The following is a 17,624-nucleotide window of genomic DNA, read 5'->3' as shown; positions in this document are numbered from 1 at the left end:
ATTCACCCCTTCCCCGCAATCTCCGCCAACTGCGTCATCAGCACCGCCGCAGCTGCCATGCGCTTTTCCGGGCTCGGCAGGTCGCGCGCCAGGAACATCGAATGATCAGGCCGGATCTTCGCCAGCGTCCCCTGCTTGGCGATATAGGCGACCAGCCCGGCCGGGTTCGGAAACACCTTTTCGCGGAACTGCACGACGATGCCCTTCGGCCCGGCTTCCAGCTTCTCGACATTGGCGGTGCGGCAAAGCGACTTGATGTAGACGACCTTGAGCAGCGCCTCGACCTCGGGCGGCATCGGGCCGAAGCGGTCGATCAGCTCTGCGCCGAAGCCGTCGATCTCTTTTAAGTTTTCCAGATCGCCGAGACGCCGATAGAGCTGCATCCTGAGATGCAGGTCCGGCACGTAATGTTCCGGGATCATCACCGTGACGCCGATGACGATCTGTGGCGACCAGCCGGTATCGGGCAACTGTTCATCGCCCTTGATTTCCAGCACCGCTTCTTCGAGCATCTGCTGGTAGAGTTCGAAGCCGACTTCCTTGATATGGCCGGACTGTTCTTCGCCCAGCAGGTTGCCGGCGCCACGCAGGTCGAGGTCGTGGCTGGCAAGCTGGAAGCCGGCGCCGAGCGTGTCGAGCGATTGCAGCACCTTCAGCCGCTTGTCGGCCATGGTCGTCAGCGTCTTGTTGACCGGCAGCGTCAGCAGCGCAAAGGCACGCACCTTGGAACGACCGACGCGACCGCGGATCTGATAGAGCTGCGCGAGGCCGAACATATCGGCGCGATGTACGATCAGCGTATTGGCCGTCGGCACGTCAAGGCCGGATTCGACGATTGTTGTCGATAAGAGCACATCATACTGGCCGTCGTAGAAGGCGTTCATGATGTCGTCGAGTTCGCCCGCCGGCATCTGGCCATGGGCGGTGGCGACCTTGAGTTCCGGCACCGCCTCGCGCAGGAAGATCTGGATTTCCTCGAGGTCGGAAATGCGTGGGCAGACATAAAAGCTTTGTCCGCCACGATAGTGCTCGCGCATCAGCGTTTCGCGGATCACCAGCGGATCGAAAGGCGAAATGAAGGTGCGCACCGCCATGCGGTCAACGGGCGCGGTGGTGATCAGCGACAGTTCGCGAACGCCTGTCAGCGCCAGTTGCAGCGTGCGGGGAATCGGCGTCGCCGAGAGCGTCAGCACGTGCACATCGGATTTCAGCTCCTTGAGGCGTTCCTTGTGCTTGACCCCGAAATGCTGCTCTTCGTCGACGATCAGCAGGCCCAGATTGGCGAATTTGATGCCGGAGCCGAGCAGCGCATGCGTGCCGACCACGAGATCGGCCTTGCCCTCCGCGAGCTCCTTCTTCGTCTCGTTGAGTTCCTTCGTTCCGACCAGCCGCGAGGCCTGGCGAATGCGGATGGGGAAGCCGCGCATGCGCTCGGAGAACGTCTTGAAATGCTGGCGGGACAGCAGCGTCGTCGGCACGACGACTGCCACCTGCGCGCCATTCATCGCAGCGATGAAAGCAGCACGCAGCGCCACTTCGGTCTTGCCAAAACCGACATCGCCGCAGATCAGCCGGTCCATGGGCCGACCAGCGGCGAGATCTTCACGCGCGGCCTCGATCGCACTGGCCTGGTCTTCCGTTTCGTCATAGGGGAAGCGGGCGGAGAACTCGTCATAGAGCCCCTCGGGCGAAGCCAGCACCGGCGCATGCCGCATGGTGCGTTCGGCCGCGATCTTGATCAGGCCGGCGGCCATGTCGAGCAGCCGCTTCTTCAGCTTGGCCTTGCGCGCCTGCCAGGCGACACCGCCGAGCTTGTCGAGCTGCACCTCCGTTGCGTCCGAGCCGAAGCGCGACAGCAGTTCGATATTTTCGACCGGCAGGAACAGCTTGTCGCCGCCGGCATACTGGATTTCCAGGCAGGCTCTGGGCGCGCCGGCCGCCTCGATCGTCACCAAGCCCATGAACTTGCCGATGCCATGTTCGGCATGAACGACGATCGAGCCTTCGTCGATCGACGAGGCTTCGGAGATGAAATCGGCCGAGCGGCGCTTGCGCTTGGCGCGACGGACGAGCCGGTCGCCCAGAATATCCTGCTCGCCGATAACAACGAGCTTTCCCGTCTCGAAGCCGCTTTCGAGCGACAGCACCGTCGAGGCCGCCTCACCGGCTTTGAGCTTCATCGCGCCGGCAAGGCTCTCCACCGGAACGACGCGTTCCAGTCCATGCTCGGCCAGCACCTGCAGCAGGCGGTCGAGCGAACCTTCGGACCAGCCTGATATCACCACCTTGTCGCCCTTGGCGCGATGGTCGGCAATGTGCTTGACGGCGGCGGTGAAGACGTTGACCCGCTCTTCGCCCTGCTGCTCGCCGGCGCGCGCCCAGCGCATACCCGGCCGCGCTTCAAGTACTACGACCTTGCGCGCCTCGCCCTCATGCTCGTTGAACGGCGTGACACGGATCGCGCCCTTTTCGGCGAGCGCCAGTTTCACCTGTTCATCGGAAAGATAGAGTTGGTCGGGCGGCACCGGTTTGTAGGGCGCGCCCTGCGTCATGCCCTTCTGCGGCTTGCCGCTTTCCAGCCGCGCTTCATAATAATCGGTGATCAGCTTGAAGCGCTCGACCGCCGCTTCCTGCAGCGTATGGTCGGTCAGGATACGGAAGGCGCCGAGATAATCGAACAGGGTTTCGAGCGTCTCGTAATAGAGCGGCAGCCAATGTTCCATGCCGGCAAAACGGCGGCTTTCGGAAATGGCGTGATAGAGCGCATCGTCGCGCGTCGCCGCGCCGAACATGGTCAGGTAGTTCCGCCGGAAACGGCTGATCATGTCCGGATTGAGCGACACTTCGCTCATCGGATTGAGTTCCAGCGAACGCACCTGTCCCGTCGTGCGCTGCGTCAAGGGATCGAAGGAACGGATCGTCTCCAGCGTGTCGCCGAAGAAATCCAGCCGGAACGGCTGTTCCTCACCAGGCATGAACACGTCGAGAATGCCGCCGCGCACGGCAAATTCGCCGACTTCGCGCACCGTATCGGTGCGGTCGAAGCCGTTGCGTTCCAGCCGCGAGGCAATGTCATCCATCCGCATCGTCTGGCCGGGCTTGGCCGAAAAACCCATGGCGGCAATCGCCTCGCGCGGCGGCAGCCTCTGCACCAGCGCGTTGGCTGTCGTCAGCAGGATCGCCGGATGCGGATTCCTGGCATGGCTGATCAGGCCGGACAGCGCCGAAAGTCTCCGGGCGGAGACATCGGTACCGGGCGAGACGCGGTCATAGGGCAGGCAGTCCCAGCCCGGCAGGCTCAGCACCGGAATTTCCGGCGCGTGGAAGGCGAGCATCTGCTCAAGATCGGAAATATGCTGGCCGTCGGAGAGAACATAGGCGATCGGCGCGCCGGATTGCGCCAGTTCGGCAAGCAGCAGCGCATCGACGCCGGCAGGGACATTGCCGATCGTGAAGCTTTTCGCATCCGCAAGCACTTTTTGAGGATCGAAACCGGGGATCACCTGTCCCGTCTTGTTTTCTGTCAGCATCAAACCTTGCCTGTATCGATCGCAGATGCGAATGCCTCTTCCGGCCGGAAAGCCATGACTCGCGCAAAAAGCGGCGTGGTCAGCCGATCCGGCAAGGTCTCTCCACCGCAGATCCATTTGAAAAGATCATTGTCGTCTTCGGTCAGAATGCGCTCGAATTCATCCAGTTCCGTGTCCGCCAGATGCGGTAGCTCGGTATCGGCGAACTGGCCGAAGATCAGGTCCATCTCGCGGATGCCACGATGCCAGGCGCGAAACAGCAGGCGCCTGCGGCGGGGATCAAGCTCAGCGCTGGTGCGGTTCGTTCCGGTCATGGGGCTCGCGGATTCCTCTATGAAAGAGGCACTCTATATCCCCTGAAAATCGGCTTGTCAGCCTTGCAAATCATCCGGGACACGGCATCTATTGCGCTCATGCGCCCATTCATCCTCGATCCACTGTTCGCTTCGCTCTCGTCGCTGCCCGGAATCGGCGCCAAGACCGGCGAACTCTATGCGCGGCTGCTCGGCCGCGAAGCGATCGAGGATTGCCGGATCATCGACCTGCTTTTCCATGTGCCCGCCAGCCTGATCGACCGCCGCAACCAGCCGGGCATCGCGCTGGCGGCGCCAGGCGCGATCGTCACCGTCACCGCCCGCGTCGACCGTCACCAGCCGCCGCCGCGCGGCAATCGCAATGTGCCCTACCGCATCTTCCTGCATGACGACACCGGCGAACTGGCGCTGACCTATTTCCGTTCCTATGGCGACTGGCTGCAGAAGCAGTTTCCCGTCGACGAGACGGTGATGGTCAGCGGCAAGATCGACTGGTTCAACGGCCGCGCCTCGATGGTGCATCCCGATCATGTTGCGCGCCTCTCCGAAGGCGAGACGCTGCCGATGATCGAACCGATTTACGGCCTGACGGCCGGGCTCTCGCCGAAAATCCTGCGCAAGACGATCGAGGCGGCCGTCGCCAAGGTACCGGACATGCCGGAATGGGCAGACGTCGCACTCGTCCAGCAGCAGGGCTTCATGCCCGTCGCCACCGCATTTCGGATGGTTCATGATCCACGTGATGCCCATGACATCGATCCGCAGGCGCCAGCCCGGCGCCGGCTTGCCTATGATGAATTCCTCGCTGGCCAATTGTCGCTGGCGCTTGTGCGGTCGCGGCTGCGCAAGACACCCGGCACGCCGGTGTCGCCGACCGGTGAACTGTCGACCAAGGTCGTCGATGCCCTGCCCTTCTCGTTGACCAACAGCCAGCAGGCGGCGATCGGCGATATCCTGCACGACATGGCCGGCAAGGACTGCATGCTCAGGCTGCTGCAGGGCGATGTCGGCTCGGGCAAAACCGTGGTGGCGCTTCTCTCGATGCTGGCGGCAGTCGAGAGCGGCGGCCAGGCCGTGCTGATGGCGCCGACGGAAATCCTCGCCCGGCAGCATTTTGCCACGATCAGCCAGATGGCGCGCAAGGCCGATATCCGTATCGAAATCCTGACAGGCCGCACCAAGGGCCGCGAGCGCGAAGACATTGTCGAGCGCATCGCATCCGGCGAAGCGCAGATCGTCATCGGCACGCATGCGCTGTTTCAGGACAATGTCAGCTACAGCAACCTGCTTCTCGCCGTTGTCGACGAACAGCATCGCTTCGGCGTTCACCAGCGGCTACGGCTGACGGCCAAGGGCATCTCGCCGCATATGCTGGTGATGACGGCGACGCCCATCCCGCGCACCCTGGTCCTCGCCGCGTTCGGTGATATGGATGTGTCGAAACTCACCGAAAAACCGGCCGGTCGCAAGCCGATCCAGACCGTGATCATGCCCGCCGAACGTATCGGCGAGATCATCGATCGCCTCCGGGCCGCCGTGGCCGAGGGCCGCAAGGTCTACTGGATTTGTCCATTGGTGGAAGAATCCGAAGAATCGGACCTGATATCGGTCGAGGAACGGCATGCCGTGCTGGCGCAAACCTTTGGCGACCAGGCCACTCTCATTCATGGACGCATGAGCGGGCCGGAAAAGGACGCCATCATGTCCGCCTTCAAGAACAGCGAGACGCGGCTCCTGGTCGCCACGACGGTGATCGAGGTCGGCGTCGACGTGCCCGACGCGTCGATCATGGTGATCGAGCATGCCGAACGTTTCGGCCTGGCGCAGCTGCACCAGTTGCGCGGCCGCGTCGGACGCGGCAGCGAAGCGTCAAGCTGCATCCTGCTCTACAAAGGGCCGCTCAGCGAAAACGCGCAGTCGCGGTTGAAGATCATGCGCGAAACCGAGGACGGCTTCCTCATCGCCGAGGAGGATCTCAAGCTGCGTGGCGAGGGCGAACTGCTCGGCACGCGTCAGTCCGGCACGCCAGGCTTTGCCATTGCCAGCCTTGAAGCCCATGGCGACCTCCTGGAGATCGCCCGCAAGGACGCACACTATCTGCTCGATCGTGATCCCGAATTGACCAGCGAACGCGGCACGGCGGTCAGGACGCTACTTTATCTGTTCCGGCGCGACGAAGCGATCCGGTTTCTGAACGCGGGCTGACGGGCGGCTCGACGTCGATTTCTTTTGGCGACCATTCCGGTGCCACGAGGCCGCCGGAGATCAGCAGCTTGGCGGCATCTTCCGGCGTCATGTCGAGCTCCATGATCTTGGAGCGCTCGACGAAAACCAGGAATCCCGCGGTCGGAACCGGTGTCGGCGGCAGGAACACCGCCACCATGTCCATGCCCTTGTCATTGAAGCGCGAGGCGATTTCGCCCGCTGCGTCAGTGGCGATGAACACCATCGACCACAGGCCTGGCGACGGATATTCGATCATGCCGACTTTCTTGAACGAATTCGTCCGCTCACGCAGCACCGTCTCGAAGATCTGCTTCAGGCCCTTGTAGAGCGATCGTACCAGCGGCATGCGCGCCAGGATCGACTCGCCGAACTGGACGATCGATTGGCCAATCAGGTTCTTGGCGAAAACGCCGATCAGGGTGATGAGGATCACCGCAATCAACAGGCCAAAACCGGGCACGGCGAATTTCGTATAGTGCTCTGGCGAAAAGGGCGACGGAATATAGGGCTCGACCCAACTGTCGGCCCAATGAATGAAGGTCCAGGTCAACCAGATGGTAATGGCGATCGGGGCACAGATGATCAGCCCGGTGAGAAAATTGTTGCGCAATCGCACGCCKAGCGGCGTCTTCGGGGGTTTAAGCGGCAATTCATCCATTGCGCAATCCAGTCCTACAACACCCCTGAATCTTAGCGCGGCATTCCCGCGCTGCACAAGCGCATTTTCGTCGCATTCACTCCACCGTGACCGATTTCGCCAGGTTTCTCGGCTGGTCGACATCGGTGCCCATGAATACGGCCGTGTGATAGGCAATCAGCTGAATCGGCAGCGAAAAGATCATCGGCTKGATCGATTCGTCGGCATCCGGCAATGTGATCGTTGCCATGGTCGGCAGCGTCGTCGCCGCTGCGCCCCGTGCATCGGTGACGAGGATGATCCGGCCGCCGCGGGCGGCCACCTCCTGCATGTTCGACACCGTCTTCTCGAAGAAGCGGTCATGCGGAGCAATGACGATCACCGGCATGTTTTCGTCGATCAGCGCGATCGGGCCGTGCTTGAGCTCGCCGGCGGCATAGCCCTCGGCGTGGATATAGGAAATCTCCTTCAGCTTCAGCGCGCCTTCCATGGCGAGCGGAAAACTCGTGCCGCGGCCGAGATAGAGCACGTCCTTGCAGCGCGACAGCTCGCGCGACAGCGTCTCCATCATCGGCTGGATGCGGTTGAGCACCGCGCTCATCACGCGCGGCATCTCGGCGAGATGACCGACGAGCGTTCGCTCCTGCTCGGCGGACAATGTGCCGCGCTGCCGGCCGGCAGCGATGGCGAGTGCCGCGAGGACGGTCAGCTGGCTGGTGAACGCCTTGGTCGAGGCAACGCCGATCTCCGGCCCGGCAAGGATCGGGAAGACTGCGTCCGATTCCCGCGCAATCGTCGATTCCCGGACATTGACGACGGCGCCGATTCTGAGCCCCGCCTCCCGGCAATAGCGCAATGAGGCGAGCGTATCGGCGGTTTCGCCCGACTGCGAGATGAAAAGGGCGGCGGATGATGGCGCCAGCGGCACTTCGCGATAGCGGAATTCTGAGGCGACGTCGATTTCGATCGGCAGGCGCGCATAGCGTTCGAACCAGTATTTCGATGTCAGTCCCGCCAGATAAGCGGTGCCGCAGGCGGAAATCGCCAGGCTCTGCAGCTTGGAAAAGTCGATCTCGGGCACGTCACGAACGCGTTTTTCGGCAAAGTCGATATAGTGGCCAAGCGTGTGCGAAATCGCCTCCGGCTGCTCATAGATCTCCTTCTCCATGAAATGCCGATGGTTGCCCTTGTCGATGATGACATAGGCTGACGCCGTAGACTGCTGGCGCGGCCGGCTCACAGGCCGGCCCTCTATATCCATGATCTCCGCGCCAGTCCGTGAAATCACCGACCAATCGCCATCGACGAGGTAAGAAACCTGGTTGGTAAAGGGCGCCAGCGCGATAGCATCGGAGCCAAGATACATCTCGCCTTTGCCATAGCCGATGGCGAGCGGCGGGCCGGAGCGGGCGGCGTAGATCGTCTCGGGCTCGCTTTCGAACATGATCGCCAGCGCATAGGCGCCGGTAACGCGCTTCAGCATCGCCTGCACGGCCTGCCGTGGCGAGACCCCTGCCCCGACCTGGTCCGCGAGCATCTGCGCCACGACTTCGGTATCGGTCTGGCTGGCAAAGCTGACGCCTTTGGCGGTCAGCTCCTGCTTGATCTCGGCGAAATTTTCGATGATGCCGTTGTGGACGACGGCAACGCCGCCGGCAAAATGCGGATGCGCATTGGTTTCGTTCGGCACGCCATGCGTCGCCCAGCGCGTATGGGCAATGCCGGAATTGCCCGCCAAAGGTTCAGCCGCGAGCCTCGCTTCAAGATTGCCGAGCTTGCCTTCGGCGCGGCGGCGCTCGAGCCGGCCTTCAACGATGGTGGCGATGCCAGCGGAATCGTATCCGCGATATTCGAGCCGCTTCAGGGCATCGACAAGCCGCCCCGCCACCGGTTGAACACCCACGATCCCGACGATTCCGCACATGCGATGTCTCCCAAACAGTTCAACGAACAGGCTTTTTGACCGGAAAATCAGGCTACGGCAACCTGAGCCGCATCAATTTCGGTTTCCACCGTTAACGGTGCCACACCAAAAATTTCCCGCAACCTGATGATCCCGGATTTGTTGCATATTTGCAGCACATCCGTTATGCAGCGGACCAACAAGGCAAGCCAGCAATGTCCTGAAATTTCCATGCGATCGGCGTCCCGGGCACTCTCTTCCGGCGCCTCGCTTGGGCCGTTCCCGCGGATTGGACATTTTACCGCCAGATTCCGCCTCTAGCGCGGTTGACGGTATGAATGGCATGCCCGATCCGATTGTGTGCGACAGGAGACTGCATTGAAGAACAACAAGAAAGTAGCGCTGATCACCGGCATTACCGGCCAGGACGGAGCCTATCTCGCAGAGCTTCTGCTGAGCAAGGGCTATATCGTCCACGGCATCAAGCGCCGTTCTTCCTCGTTCAACACCAGCCGCATCGAAAACATCTACCAGGATCCGCACGAACAGGACCAGCGCTTCTTCCTGCACTATGGCGACATGACGGATTCGACCAATCTCATCCGCATCGTCCAGGAATGCCAGCCCGACGAGATTTATAACCTCGCCGCCCAGAGCCATGTGCGCGTGTCCTTCGAGACACCGGAATATACCGCCAATGCCGACGGCATCGGCACGCTGAGGCTCTTGGAAGCCATCCGCATTCTCGGCCTCGAAAAGACCACCCGCTTCTACCAGGCCTCGACGTCGGAGCTTTACGGCCTGGTCCAGGAAGTGCCGCAGCGCGAAACCACGCCCTTCTACCCGCGCAGCCCCTATGCCGCCGCAAAGCTCTACGCCTACTGGATCGTGGTCAATTACCGCGAAGCCTATGGCATGCATGCGTCGAACGGCATTCTCTTCAACCATGAGAGCCCGCTGCGCGGCGAGACTTTCGTCACCCGCAAGATCACCCGCGCGGCAGCCGCCATCCGGCTCGGCAAGCAGGAAAAGCTCTTCCTCGGCAATCTCGACGCCAAGCGCGACTGGGGCCATGCGCGCGAATATGTGAGGGGCATGTGGCTGATGCTGCAGCAGGATGAATCGAGCGACTATGTGCTCGCCACCGGCGAGACCACCGAAGTCCGACAATTCGTCACCTGGGCCTTCGAGGATGTCGGCATCCATCTCGAATGGCGTGGCGAAGGCGTCGAGGAAAAGGGCTACGACACGCTCTCCGGCAGATGCATCGTCGAAGTCGATCCGCGTTATTTCCGTCCGACGGAAGTCGAACTCCTGATCGGCGACCCCTCCAAGGCGCACCAGAGGCTCGGCTGGAAGCACGAGACCTCCGTCCGCGATCTCTGCCGCGAAATGGTCAACGAGGACCTCAAGGTCATGCAGACCGCCACTGTGATGAAAGAGGCCTGATCCATGTATGCTCTCAAGGGCAAGAAGGTCTGGGTCGCCGGCCACCGCGGCATGGTCGGCTCGGCCATCGTCCGCCGGCTGGCGAGCGAGGATTGCCAGGTGATCACCGCCTCGCGACAGGATGCAGACTTGCGCGATCAGGCTGCGACGACCGCCTGGATCGAGAAGACCAGGCCGGATGCCGTCTTCCTTGCCGCAGCCAAGGTCGGCGGCATTCTCGCCAACGATACCTATTCGGCGGACTTCCTCTACGACAACCTGATGATCGAGGCCAACATCATCCACGGTGCCCACAAGGTCGGCATCGAAAAGCTGATGTTCCTCGGCTCGTCCTGCATCTATCCGAAATTCGCAGCCCAGCCGATCACCGAGGAAGCGCTGCTGACTGGCCCTCTCGAGCCGACCAACGAGTGGTATGCGATCGCCAAGATCGCCGGCATCAAGCTCTGCGACGCCTACCGCAAGCAGCACGGCTCCGATTTCATCTCCGGCATGCCGACCAATCTCTACGGCCCCGGCGACAATTTCGACCTCAATTCATCGCATGTCATGCCGGCGCTGATCCGCAAGGCGCATGAGGCAAAGCTCTCAGGCGCAGAGAGCATCACCGTCTGGGGAACCGGCACGCCGCGCCGCGAGTTCCTTCACGTCGATGATTGCGCCGACGCCTGCGTGCATCTGATGAAGACGCATTCGGCAGCCGGCCATGTCAATGTCGGCTCCGGCGAGGACCTGACCATCCTCGAACTGACGCAGATGGTCTGCGACGTCGTCGGCTTCCAGGGCCGGATCGTCCATGACCTCTCGAAGCCGGACGGCACGCCGCGCAAGCTGATGAGCGCCGACAAGCTGCGCGCCACCGGCTGGGCGCCGAAGATCGACCTGCGCGAYGGCATCACCGCCGTCTACCTGTGGTTTCTGGCCAACAAGGCCTGAACATTTTTTCACGCGGCCCATCACGTTGGGCCGCGGCGACTTGAAACATGGGATGATTGAATGGCTGACAGCCGCCATCAGCTCGCCTTTCTCGACGGCCTGCGCGGCTTTGCCTCGCTCTGGGTGCTGGTCGGCCATACCATGTTCCTGACCGGCTACATGATCGACGTCTTCGACCAGCCGGACATGGCAGTGGAACTGTTCATCATCATCTCCGGCTTCCTAATGGCCTTCCACTATCAGCTGCGCGAGGCGCGAGAGCCGTGGACGGAGCCATCGACCTGGATGATCTTCTGGGTCCGGCGTTTCTTCCGCATCGCGCCGCTCTACTATGTCGCGCTGGCGGTCTCTCTCTATTTCGGCCCGGAACTCTGGCAGCAGCGGCTGAATTCTGCCGCCGTCATGCCCGGTTCGATGGCCGAGACCCTGACCTATGCCGGCCGCTATCTCGACCAGTCGCTGACCAATATCCTGATGCATGTCAGCTTCGTCTTCGGCATGACCTATACGCATAATTTCAGGACGCCGCTGCCCGACTGGTCGATCGGGCTGGAAATGCAGTTCTACGCCGTCTTCCCCTTCCTGATGCTGCTGATCATGCGGATCGGCTGGAAGATCGCCATACCGCTGCTGGTCGGCTTCGCCTGGATTCTCGGCGCCTGGCTCGAACGCAACGGCTTCGTCGTCGGCGCCTATTCCATCCTGGCGATGAAATTCCATCTCTTCGCCGCCGGGATGCTAATCGCCATGTCGATCCGCGGCGAAGGCCATGCCAAATGGCTCTACCTGCTGGCCGCCTGCGCGGTGATCTTCGTGCCGCTCGGCGGCGGCCGCGATGGGCTGCACCGGGCAATCAAGATCGGCATCGTCCTCGGCTTCTTCGCGCTGATCTACAGGGACAGGCTGCCGGTATTGCTGCGCCGTACGGTTGGCCCTTTGGACTTCATCTTTTCCAACCCGCTCAGCCGCTGGATCGGCGATCTCTCCTATGGCGTCTACCTGATCCATCTGATCGTCATGCTGCCGGTCACCGGATGGCTGGCAACCACCTTCCCCGCGCTCCAGCCCTTCCCCCGCTTCTGGGCAGCGCTGGCCCTGACGATCCCGATCACCTACGGCCTGGCTTTCCTCGCCTATCGTTTCATCGAGCTGCCAGGCATTGCCTGGGGCCGGCGGGCGGCCAACAGGCTCCAACGCAAGCCGGTGGCAGGACCGGTTTCGGCATAGGGATTCGATCGGATAGGAGGGAGCTTGCGGCGCCCCTCCTCCCACGGGAAATGAGACGTGAACGCTCCCGACCTGCGTTGGCAACACCCTCTTGCTAAACGCAGCACAGCTCTTTAACTACGAGTTGTTCCACGGAGATATTTCCAATGCGCCTTTACCCTGTTCTCGCAACGATCCTGGCTGCCTATGCATTTCCCGCACTGTCTGCGACAGTGGACGGCAAGCTGGTGTCGCTCGATGCCAATGCGCGCATTCTGACATTGGAGAGCGGCGCCGAATTGAACCTTGGGGAATATGTCGCGCTGGACGGGCTTGAGCCGGGTCAGGTGGTCAGGGTGACATATGCCGACGGGACGACGGACGCGACAGAAGTTGATGTGCTTGAGCAACTGCCTGTCGACCCGACCGCAAGCGATACGACAACAAGCGATACGACGACCGACACCAGCAGTGTGCCCGTGGATGATGGCACCACATCGTCCGACAGCAACACTGACCAGACGAGTGTACAAACCGACAGCAACCCTGTCGATCAAACAACGTCGGACGTCCAAAGCACGCAGGCACAGTAAAGTTCAGGCGCTCGGCTGCATTGGAAGCTGGGCTATATCTGTGCGACAATTTGTCGCACGTATGGCGTGCGCCTGATTGACATGACTCATCTGAGTTATGCGAGAGAATCCATTGATAGTTATTTGCTAAAATACAACTTTTTTTGATCTGTCATCTACTTTTTATTGATCTCACGAAAAACCTCATGTTAATCGTGTCCCCGATCCGGCAAAAAGGGCTTGGATCGAGGGGATATTATGAAGATTTCGTTAGAACTTCGCTTTTGCGTTGTGTTGTTGTTTGCGCTAATTTTTCCGGCCATTGGCAATGCATCCGGCACTGCGGAAAATGTTCCATCCAAGCAGAGCGAGACAGCGCCAAGCCTAAAAACTCCAAACATAGGCGGCGCGGGCACCCTCGATTATGGCTATGACATCGACATGCCGACGTTTCATGGCCTCGAGCCAAAACTGTCGCTGAGCTACTCATCCACGCGCAAATCGAAGATCGGCGGGCTCTACCAGGGTTGGCTCGGCTATGCCTGGGGTGTCAGCGGCTTCGATGTCATCGAGCGGGCGCGTCACAAGGGCACGATCCCGGCATTCGATGGCGCCACCGCCGATCAAGACGGCACCGATGTCTTCCTGCTGAATGGCGAGGAACTGCTGAAGTGCTCGGACGCCCAGAATGTCAGTGCCTCCTGCAAATCGCAGACGGGCTCCGACATTTACACCAGCCAGACGGAAAATTACCTGCAGATCTCGCGCGACCGGACGAACAACGCCTGGTCGGTCACCAGCCGCGACGGCACCAAAATGGTGTTTCGGCCCGCGAACAATTTCTTATCCGGCACGGCTAATAATGACGCGTTGGCCAAGTATGCCAAGTGGTTGGTGTACAAAATCACCGACACAAACGGCAATCAGATCACCTACGACTATAGCTGCCCCGGTTCCAATTTGCCGGTCTGCTATCCCAAAACCATCACCTACAACGATGCCATAGTCAGCTTCTATTACGAGGACAGACCGGACGATATCGCTGTCGCCACCGGCCAAAATCTGGCGATTCTCGCCCGTCGCATGGCGGCCATCAAGGTCCAGGAAGCCGGCCTCACTGTCGAGACTTACAAGCTCAACTATGGCACCCAGCCCGGCGACGGCTCATCCCGGCTTCTCAACATCAAGCGCTACGGCAAGAAATCCGACGTCGCTGTGGATTCGCAGACCGGCGCGGTGTCGATCACAAATAGCGGCGGGCTTGGTTCCAAGGACACCATCTTCGACTACGCCGACTACGATGGGTTCGGTGCTGCTGCCGACATTGCCAGTCTGAAGGGCGCCGGTCCTCTGGCGACTGTCGACGTTAATTCGGATGGCATAAGCGAACTGCTGCAAATGCAATCGGGCTATACGGCTCAGTTCAACCAGGAATTTGCGCCAGCCCCTTGCACCTATAACCTCTACAATCAAAATGCGGGCACGACGAATACATTCTCTCGCTTGCAGCTTGGCAATATAGATTGCGCACTGCAGAATTGGTACCATTATTGCCTGCAGCATCTGCCGATCCCGTCTTACAATATCGGTCATTTCGGTCAGAGCTATAAAGACACCTATGCAATGTTCCGAAACCGGCTGGGCGTTGTTGGTCCGGATGGAACTGTCACAAACGATCCGGTCGTCACCGCAGACGCCTACTTCACCAAGAGCGGAGACACTTTCTCAGCGCAGATTTGGCAGTCTTGCAGGAGCGTGAGTGACACGCGCCTGGCAGCGTTCTGCGCCAAACCGGCTCCCTATACCCAGGTCGTCGATTATGACGGCAACGGCACCGACAACCTTGATTCGACCGAGCATAACAACTTGCAAGGCGGTCAAGGCACCGCCAACCTGTTCGACAATGGCAGGCAGCAGCTGTTGTTTGTCCGCGACGACAACCTCAAAATCAAGTCGTCGAGCGATCAGACCACGCTCGAACAGGTGCAGTCGCAATTTCCCTGTGTCGGCAAGTGCGAATACGGCGATGTCAACGGCGACGGGCTCGATGACATCGTCATGCTCGAGGTGTTGAACAACGACAGCATCCAGACCCAGTGCCAGTGCGCATTCTACGTCTATGTTTCCGTTTATCTCAATGTGGGAACCTCGAGCGGCAGCCGGTTCACCAATGTCATCTATCGCAAGCTGCTGCAGCAGGGCAGCGATACGCCCTACGTCACTTTGGGCTCGCTGCAATTGCGGGATCTGGACGGCGACGGCAAGGCGGAGGTCATTGTCGAAGATGCCAGACTGACCCAGCCCGGTACCGCGACCGATCCGGCGCGAGACATCGCCTATTCCAACACCGATCGCAATTTCACCTTCTTCCGCTTTTCACTGGATTCGGGCACGTACAACCTGACCCAAACCGCCTCGGTGACCGGCACGACGGCGGTTTTGGGTGATTTCGACGGCGATGGCTTGGTGGATGTCGTCTTCCGGCCGCAACTGTCGACCGTCGGCCAGTCGCTCGACACCGCCGCTGCCAACACGTCCTACAGGCTTACTCGATCCAAGACCAAGTCGGCTCTGTCGTCCGCCCTTCCCAATCTGCTGACCCGTGTGACCACGGAGATGGGCGCCACCTCGACCTTCGACTATGCCGCTTCGACCGCCTATCAAAACACCTTCCTGCCATTTGCCGTGGCGACCGTGTCGAAGGTGACCACGGATGACGGGATCGGCAACACCGCGGTGACCCAGTACAGCTATGCGGGCGGCCTGTTTGTTCCGGCCGACCGAAAGTTCCGCGGCTTCCGCACCGCGACCAAGACGCTGCCGATGGCAAACGGCGAGACTGGCAATCCAACCATCGTCACGACCTATCGCCAGGATACGGCCAGCTTCGGCCAGCCCGACGAGATCGATTACAAGGATGGCGCAGGYACGCTGAAGAAGGTCGAAAACAATACCTGGAGCGTCAACGCAGCCGCCCCGCCCTATCGGGCGCAATTGCTCGCGACGCTGACCACATTGAACGAAGGCAGCGTCACCCGCTACCTCAAGATCGCCCGCGACTGGGACGATTACGGCAACATCACCGAGGAGCGGCATTTCGGCCTGGCCCACTCGGACGGTACCGACTTTCCCGGTGACGAATATACGACGGATTGGAGTTTCAACAAAAACACCACGGCCTATATCGTCTCGCGGCCCTATGTCGAAACGACCTATGACGGATTGGGCAATGGCGGGACGATCATCGCCAAGAAGGCCATGTGGTATACCGGCGTTCCGATCAGCGGCAATGCCAATGATGTCCTGCCGACGGGCACTAACCTTCTGCAGACGAAGGTCTTCCGTGACGCCAGCACCTTCAGCTTCACGACCTTCGACTATGACAGCACCGGCAACATGACCCGGCAGACGGTGCTCGCTTCGGACAACACCAGCACCGCCAAGCTGGCGGAGACGCTCTGGACCTATGGCGATAGCCAAAAGGTCCTGCCGACCAAGGTGCAGAAGTGGGTGTCGGGCACGACCTATCTGACATCGAATTTTGTCAATGACCCCGTCTGCCGGGTGCCGGCAACGGAGACCGATCCCAACAACATCTCCGTCACCCATACCACCGATGACTATTGCCGTGAAACCTCGGTGCAGAACACGACCACCGGCGCCTATGTTAACACCTATTATCAGAACGAGGGCAGCTTCAGCGCGCTGCGCAGTCAGGCCGATCTGACACAAATGCCACTGGTCGTGACGACCGCACCGTTGCCCGATGGCACGTATACCAAGACGATCAACTATATCGACGGTTTCGGCCGGACATATCTAGCGAAAGTGAATGGCGATACTACCTCACCGGATTCTTACGCCAAGACGCTGTTCGATGGCCGCGGCAATGTGTGGAAGCAGTCGCTGTTGTCTTCAAGCAACGGCAGTTATCATTGGACGGTCAACAGCTACGATTGGGCGAACCGTGTCGTGCAAACGGTCATGCCGGACGGTACGACGAAGGCGTGGTCCTATGCGCTGGCCGGCACCAGTGACCCCGGCAGTTCCAACGTGCTTCTAGCACAAGCGACTCTGACGGAAGACGTTGCCGGAAGCCGGAAGCGCCTCACGCAAACCACCACCACATCGGATGGCGATGTGGCGCTGGTGCAGACAAAGCTGAGCACCGATGCCAGCTATAACAAGGTCTATTCGGCGAGCTACGACGATCTGAAGCACCTCATGGAGGTGCGTGACCCAGGCTCTGCGATCTGGTCCTACGCCTATGACCAGGCAGGCAACCGGACTGACGCTAACGACCCGGACATGGGGCACTGGACATATACTTACGACGCCGCCAATCAGCTGATAACCCAAACCGATGCCCGCCAGATCGTCACCACAATCAAATATGACGGACTGGGTCGGGTGACGATGAAGTTCACCGGCAGCAGCCCGAGGACCTATATCGCGATCAACACGTATGACTGCCTAGAGGTGCCGCAAAACACCAACACCGACTGCATGGGGCAGCTGACCCTAGCGACCAACGGACCCGACAGCACCRCCGCGAACTATGCCGAGCAACGCTTTTTCTACAATGACAATGGGCAGCTGCGCGTAAGCGCCGTCTCCGCCCCATTGGATTGGCTATATTTTGAGGCTTGCTGCGTGTGCGAGAAGGTTTCCAGGACTAACTGGAGATTTGCATGGCAGAAGATGGATTTGTGGGTCGCTACGAAGTTGTCGAGCCGCGCCGGGGAAATCGGCGTTGGCCGGATGACGTTAAGGCTCGGATTGTAGCGGAAAGCTTTCAGCCCGGTGTTCGTGTTGTTGATGTTGCGCGTCGTCATGACGTTATAGCAAACC

The 17,624-nt window shown here is 60.4% G+C and carries 11 protein-coding genes and 1 pseudogene; 7 read left to right on the top strand and 5 right to left on the bottom strand.

Annotation, left to right across the window (positions count from 1 at the left end; translation table 11 throughout):
- Nucleotides 1-2: 2 nt before the first annotated feature.
- The gene (gene mfd, locus AC1D06_RS29275; RefSeq protein WP_477989413.1) at nucleotides 3-3,503 is read right to left on the bottom strand and encodes a transcription-repair coupling factor; all 3,501 of its coding nucleotides are present in this window, start codon (nucleotides 3,501-3,503) and stop codon (nucleotides 3-5) included.
- A gap of 26 nt (nucleotides 3,504-3,529) precedes the next feature.
- Nucleotides 3,530-3,844, bottom strand: a complete 315-nt coding sequence (locus AC1D06_RS29270; RefSeq protein WP_477876950.1) for an FAD assembly factor SdhE — start codon at nucleotides 3,842-3,844, stop codon at nucleotides 3,530-3,532.
- Nucleotides 3,845-3,943: 99 nt separating this feature from the next.
- Here AC1D06_RS29270 and recG point away from each other — a divergent pair, with 99 nt between their 5' ends.
- Nucleotides 3,944-6,049: an ATP-dependent DNA helicase RecG gene (gene recG / locus AC1D06_RS29265; RefSeq protein WP_477989411.1), complete on the top strand. Its 2,106-nt coding sequence runs from the start codon at nucleotides 3,944-3,946 to the stop codon at nucleotides 6,047-6,049.
- Here recG and AC1D06_RS29260 read toward each other — a convergent pair.
- From AC1D06_RS29260 to AC1D06_RS29250, 3 genes are all read right to left on the bottom strand, one after another.
- Entirely contained in the window at nucleotides 5,988-6,728 is a 741-nt protein-coding gene (locus AC1D06_RS29260; protein ID WP_477876951.1) for a DUF502 domain-containing protein, read from the bottom strand. The two genes, recG and AC1D06_RS29260, sit on opposite strands and share 62 nt — an antisense overlap.
- A 76-nt stretch (nucleotides 6,729-6,804) precedes the next feature.
- Nucleotides 6,805-8,631: a glutamine--fructose-6-phosphate transaminase (isomerizing) gene (gene glmS, locus AC1D06_RS29255; RefSeq protein ID WP_477989377.1), complete on the bottom strand. Its 1,827-nt coding sequence runs from the start codon at nucleotides 8,629-8,631 to the stop codon at nucleotides 6,805-6,807.
- 47 nt (nucleotides 8,632-8,678) lie between these two features.
- Nucleotides 8,679-8,843 carry a hypothetical protein gene (locus tag AC1D06_RS29250; protein ID WP_477989376.1) on the bottom strand — a complete coding sequence of 55 codons (165 nt, stop codon included), beginning with the start codon at nucleotides 8,841-8,843 and terminating at the stop codon, nucleotides 8,679-8,681.
- Nucleotides 8,844-8,988: 145 nt separating this feature from the next.
- Here AC1D06_RS29250 and gmd point away from each other — a divergent pair, with 145 nt between their 5' ends.
- From gmd to AC1D06_RS29220, 6 genes and pseudogenes are all read left to right on the top strand, one after another.
- The gene (gene gmd / locus AC1D06_RS29245) at nucleotides 8,989-10,059 is read left to right on the top strand and encodes a GDP-mannose 4,6-dehydratase (protein WP_477989375.1); all 1,071 of its coding nucleotides are present in this window, start codon (nucleotides 8,989-8,991) and stop codon (nucleotides 10,057-10,059) included.
- 3 nt (nucleotides 10,060-10,062) lie between these two features.
- On the top strand, nucleotides 10,063-10,995 hold the full coding sequence (fcl, locus tag AC1D06_RS29240; protein ID WP_477989374.1) for a GDP-L-fucose synthase: 933 nt from the start codon (nucleotides 10,063-10,065) through the stop codon (nucleotides 10,993-10,995).
- A gap of 60 nt (nucleotides 10,996-11,055) precedes the next feature.
- Nucleotides 11,056-12,222 carry an acyltransferase family protein gene (locus AC1D06_RS29235; protein ID WP_477989373.1) on the top strand — a complete coding sequence of 389 codons (1,167 nt, stop codon included), beginning with the start codon at nucleotides 11,056-11,058 and terminating at the stop codon, nucleotides 12,220-12,222.
- A gap of 146 nt (nucleotides 12,223-12,368) precedes the next feature.
- Complete coding sequence (locus AC1D06_RS29230; protein WP_477989372.1) at nucleotides 12,369-12,794, top strand: hypothetical protein; 426 nt, start codon at nucleotides 12,369-12,371, stop codon at nucleotides 12,792-12,794.
- Nucleotides 12,795-13,031: 237 nt separating this feature from the next.
- Nucleotides 13,032-15,638: pseudogene (locus tag AC1D06_RS29225) on the top strand (toxin TcdB middle/N-terminal domain-containing protein); the annotation flags it as partial.
- Between the two features lie 1,826 nt (nucleotides 15,639-17,464).
- A partial coding sequence (locus AC1D06_RS29220; RefSeq protein ID WP_477968544.1) for a transposase occupies nucleotides 17,465-17,624 on the top strand: 160 nt, incomplete at its 3' end.

This window comes from Rhizobium sp. P2_G2 (assembly GCF_056403555.1).
This window is presented reverse-complemented; position numbering and strand designations above follow the sequence as displayed.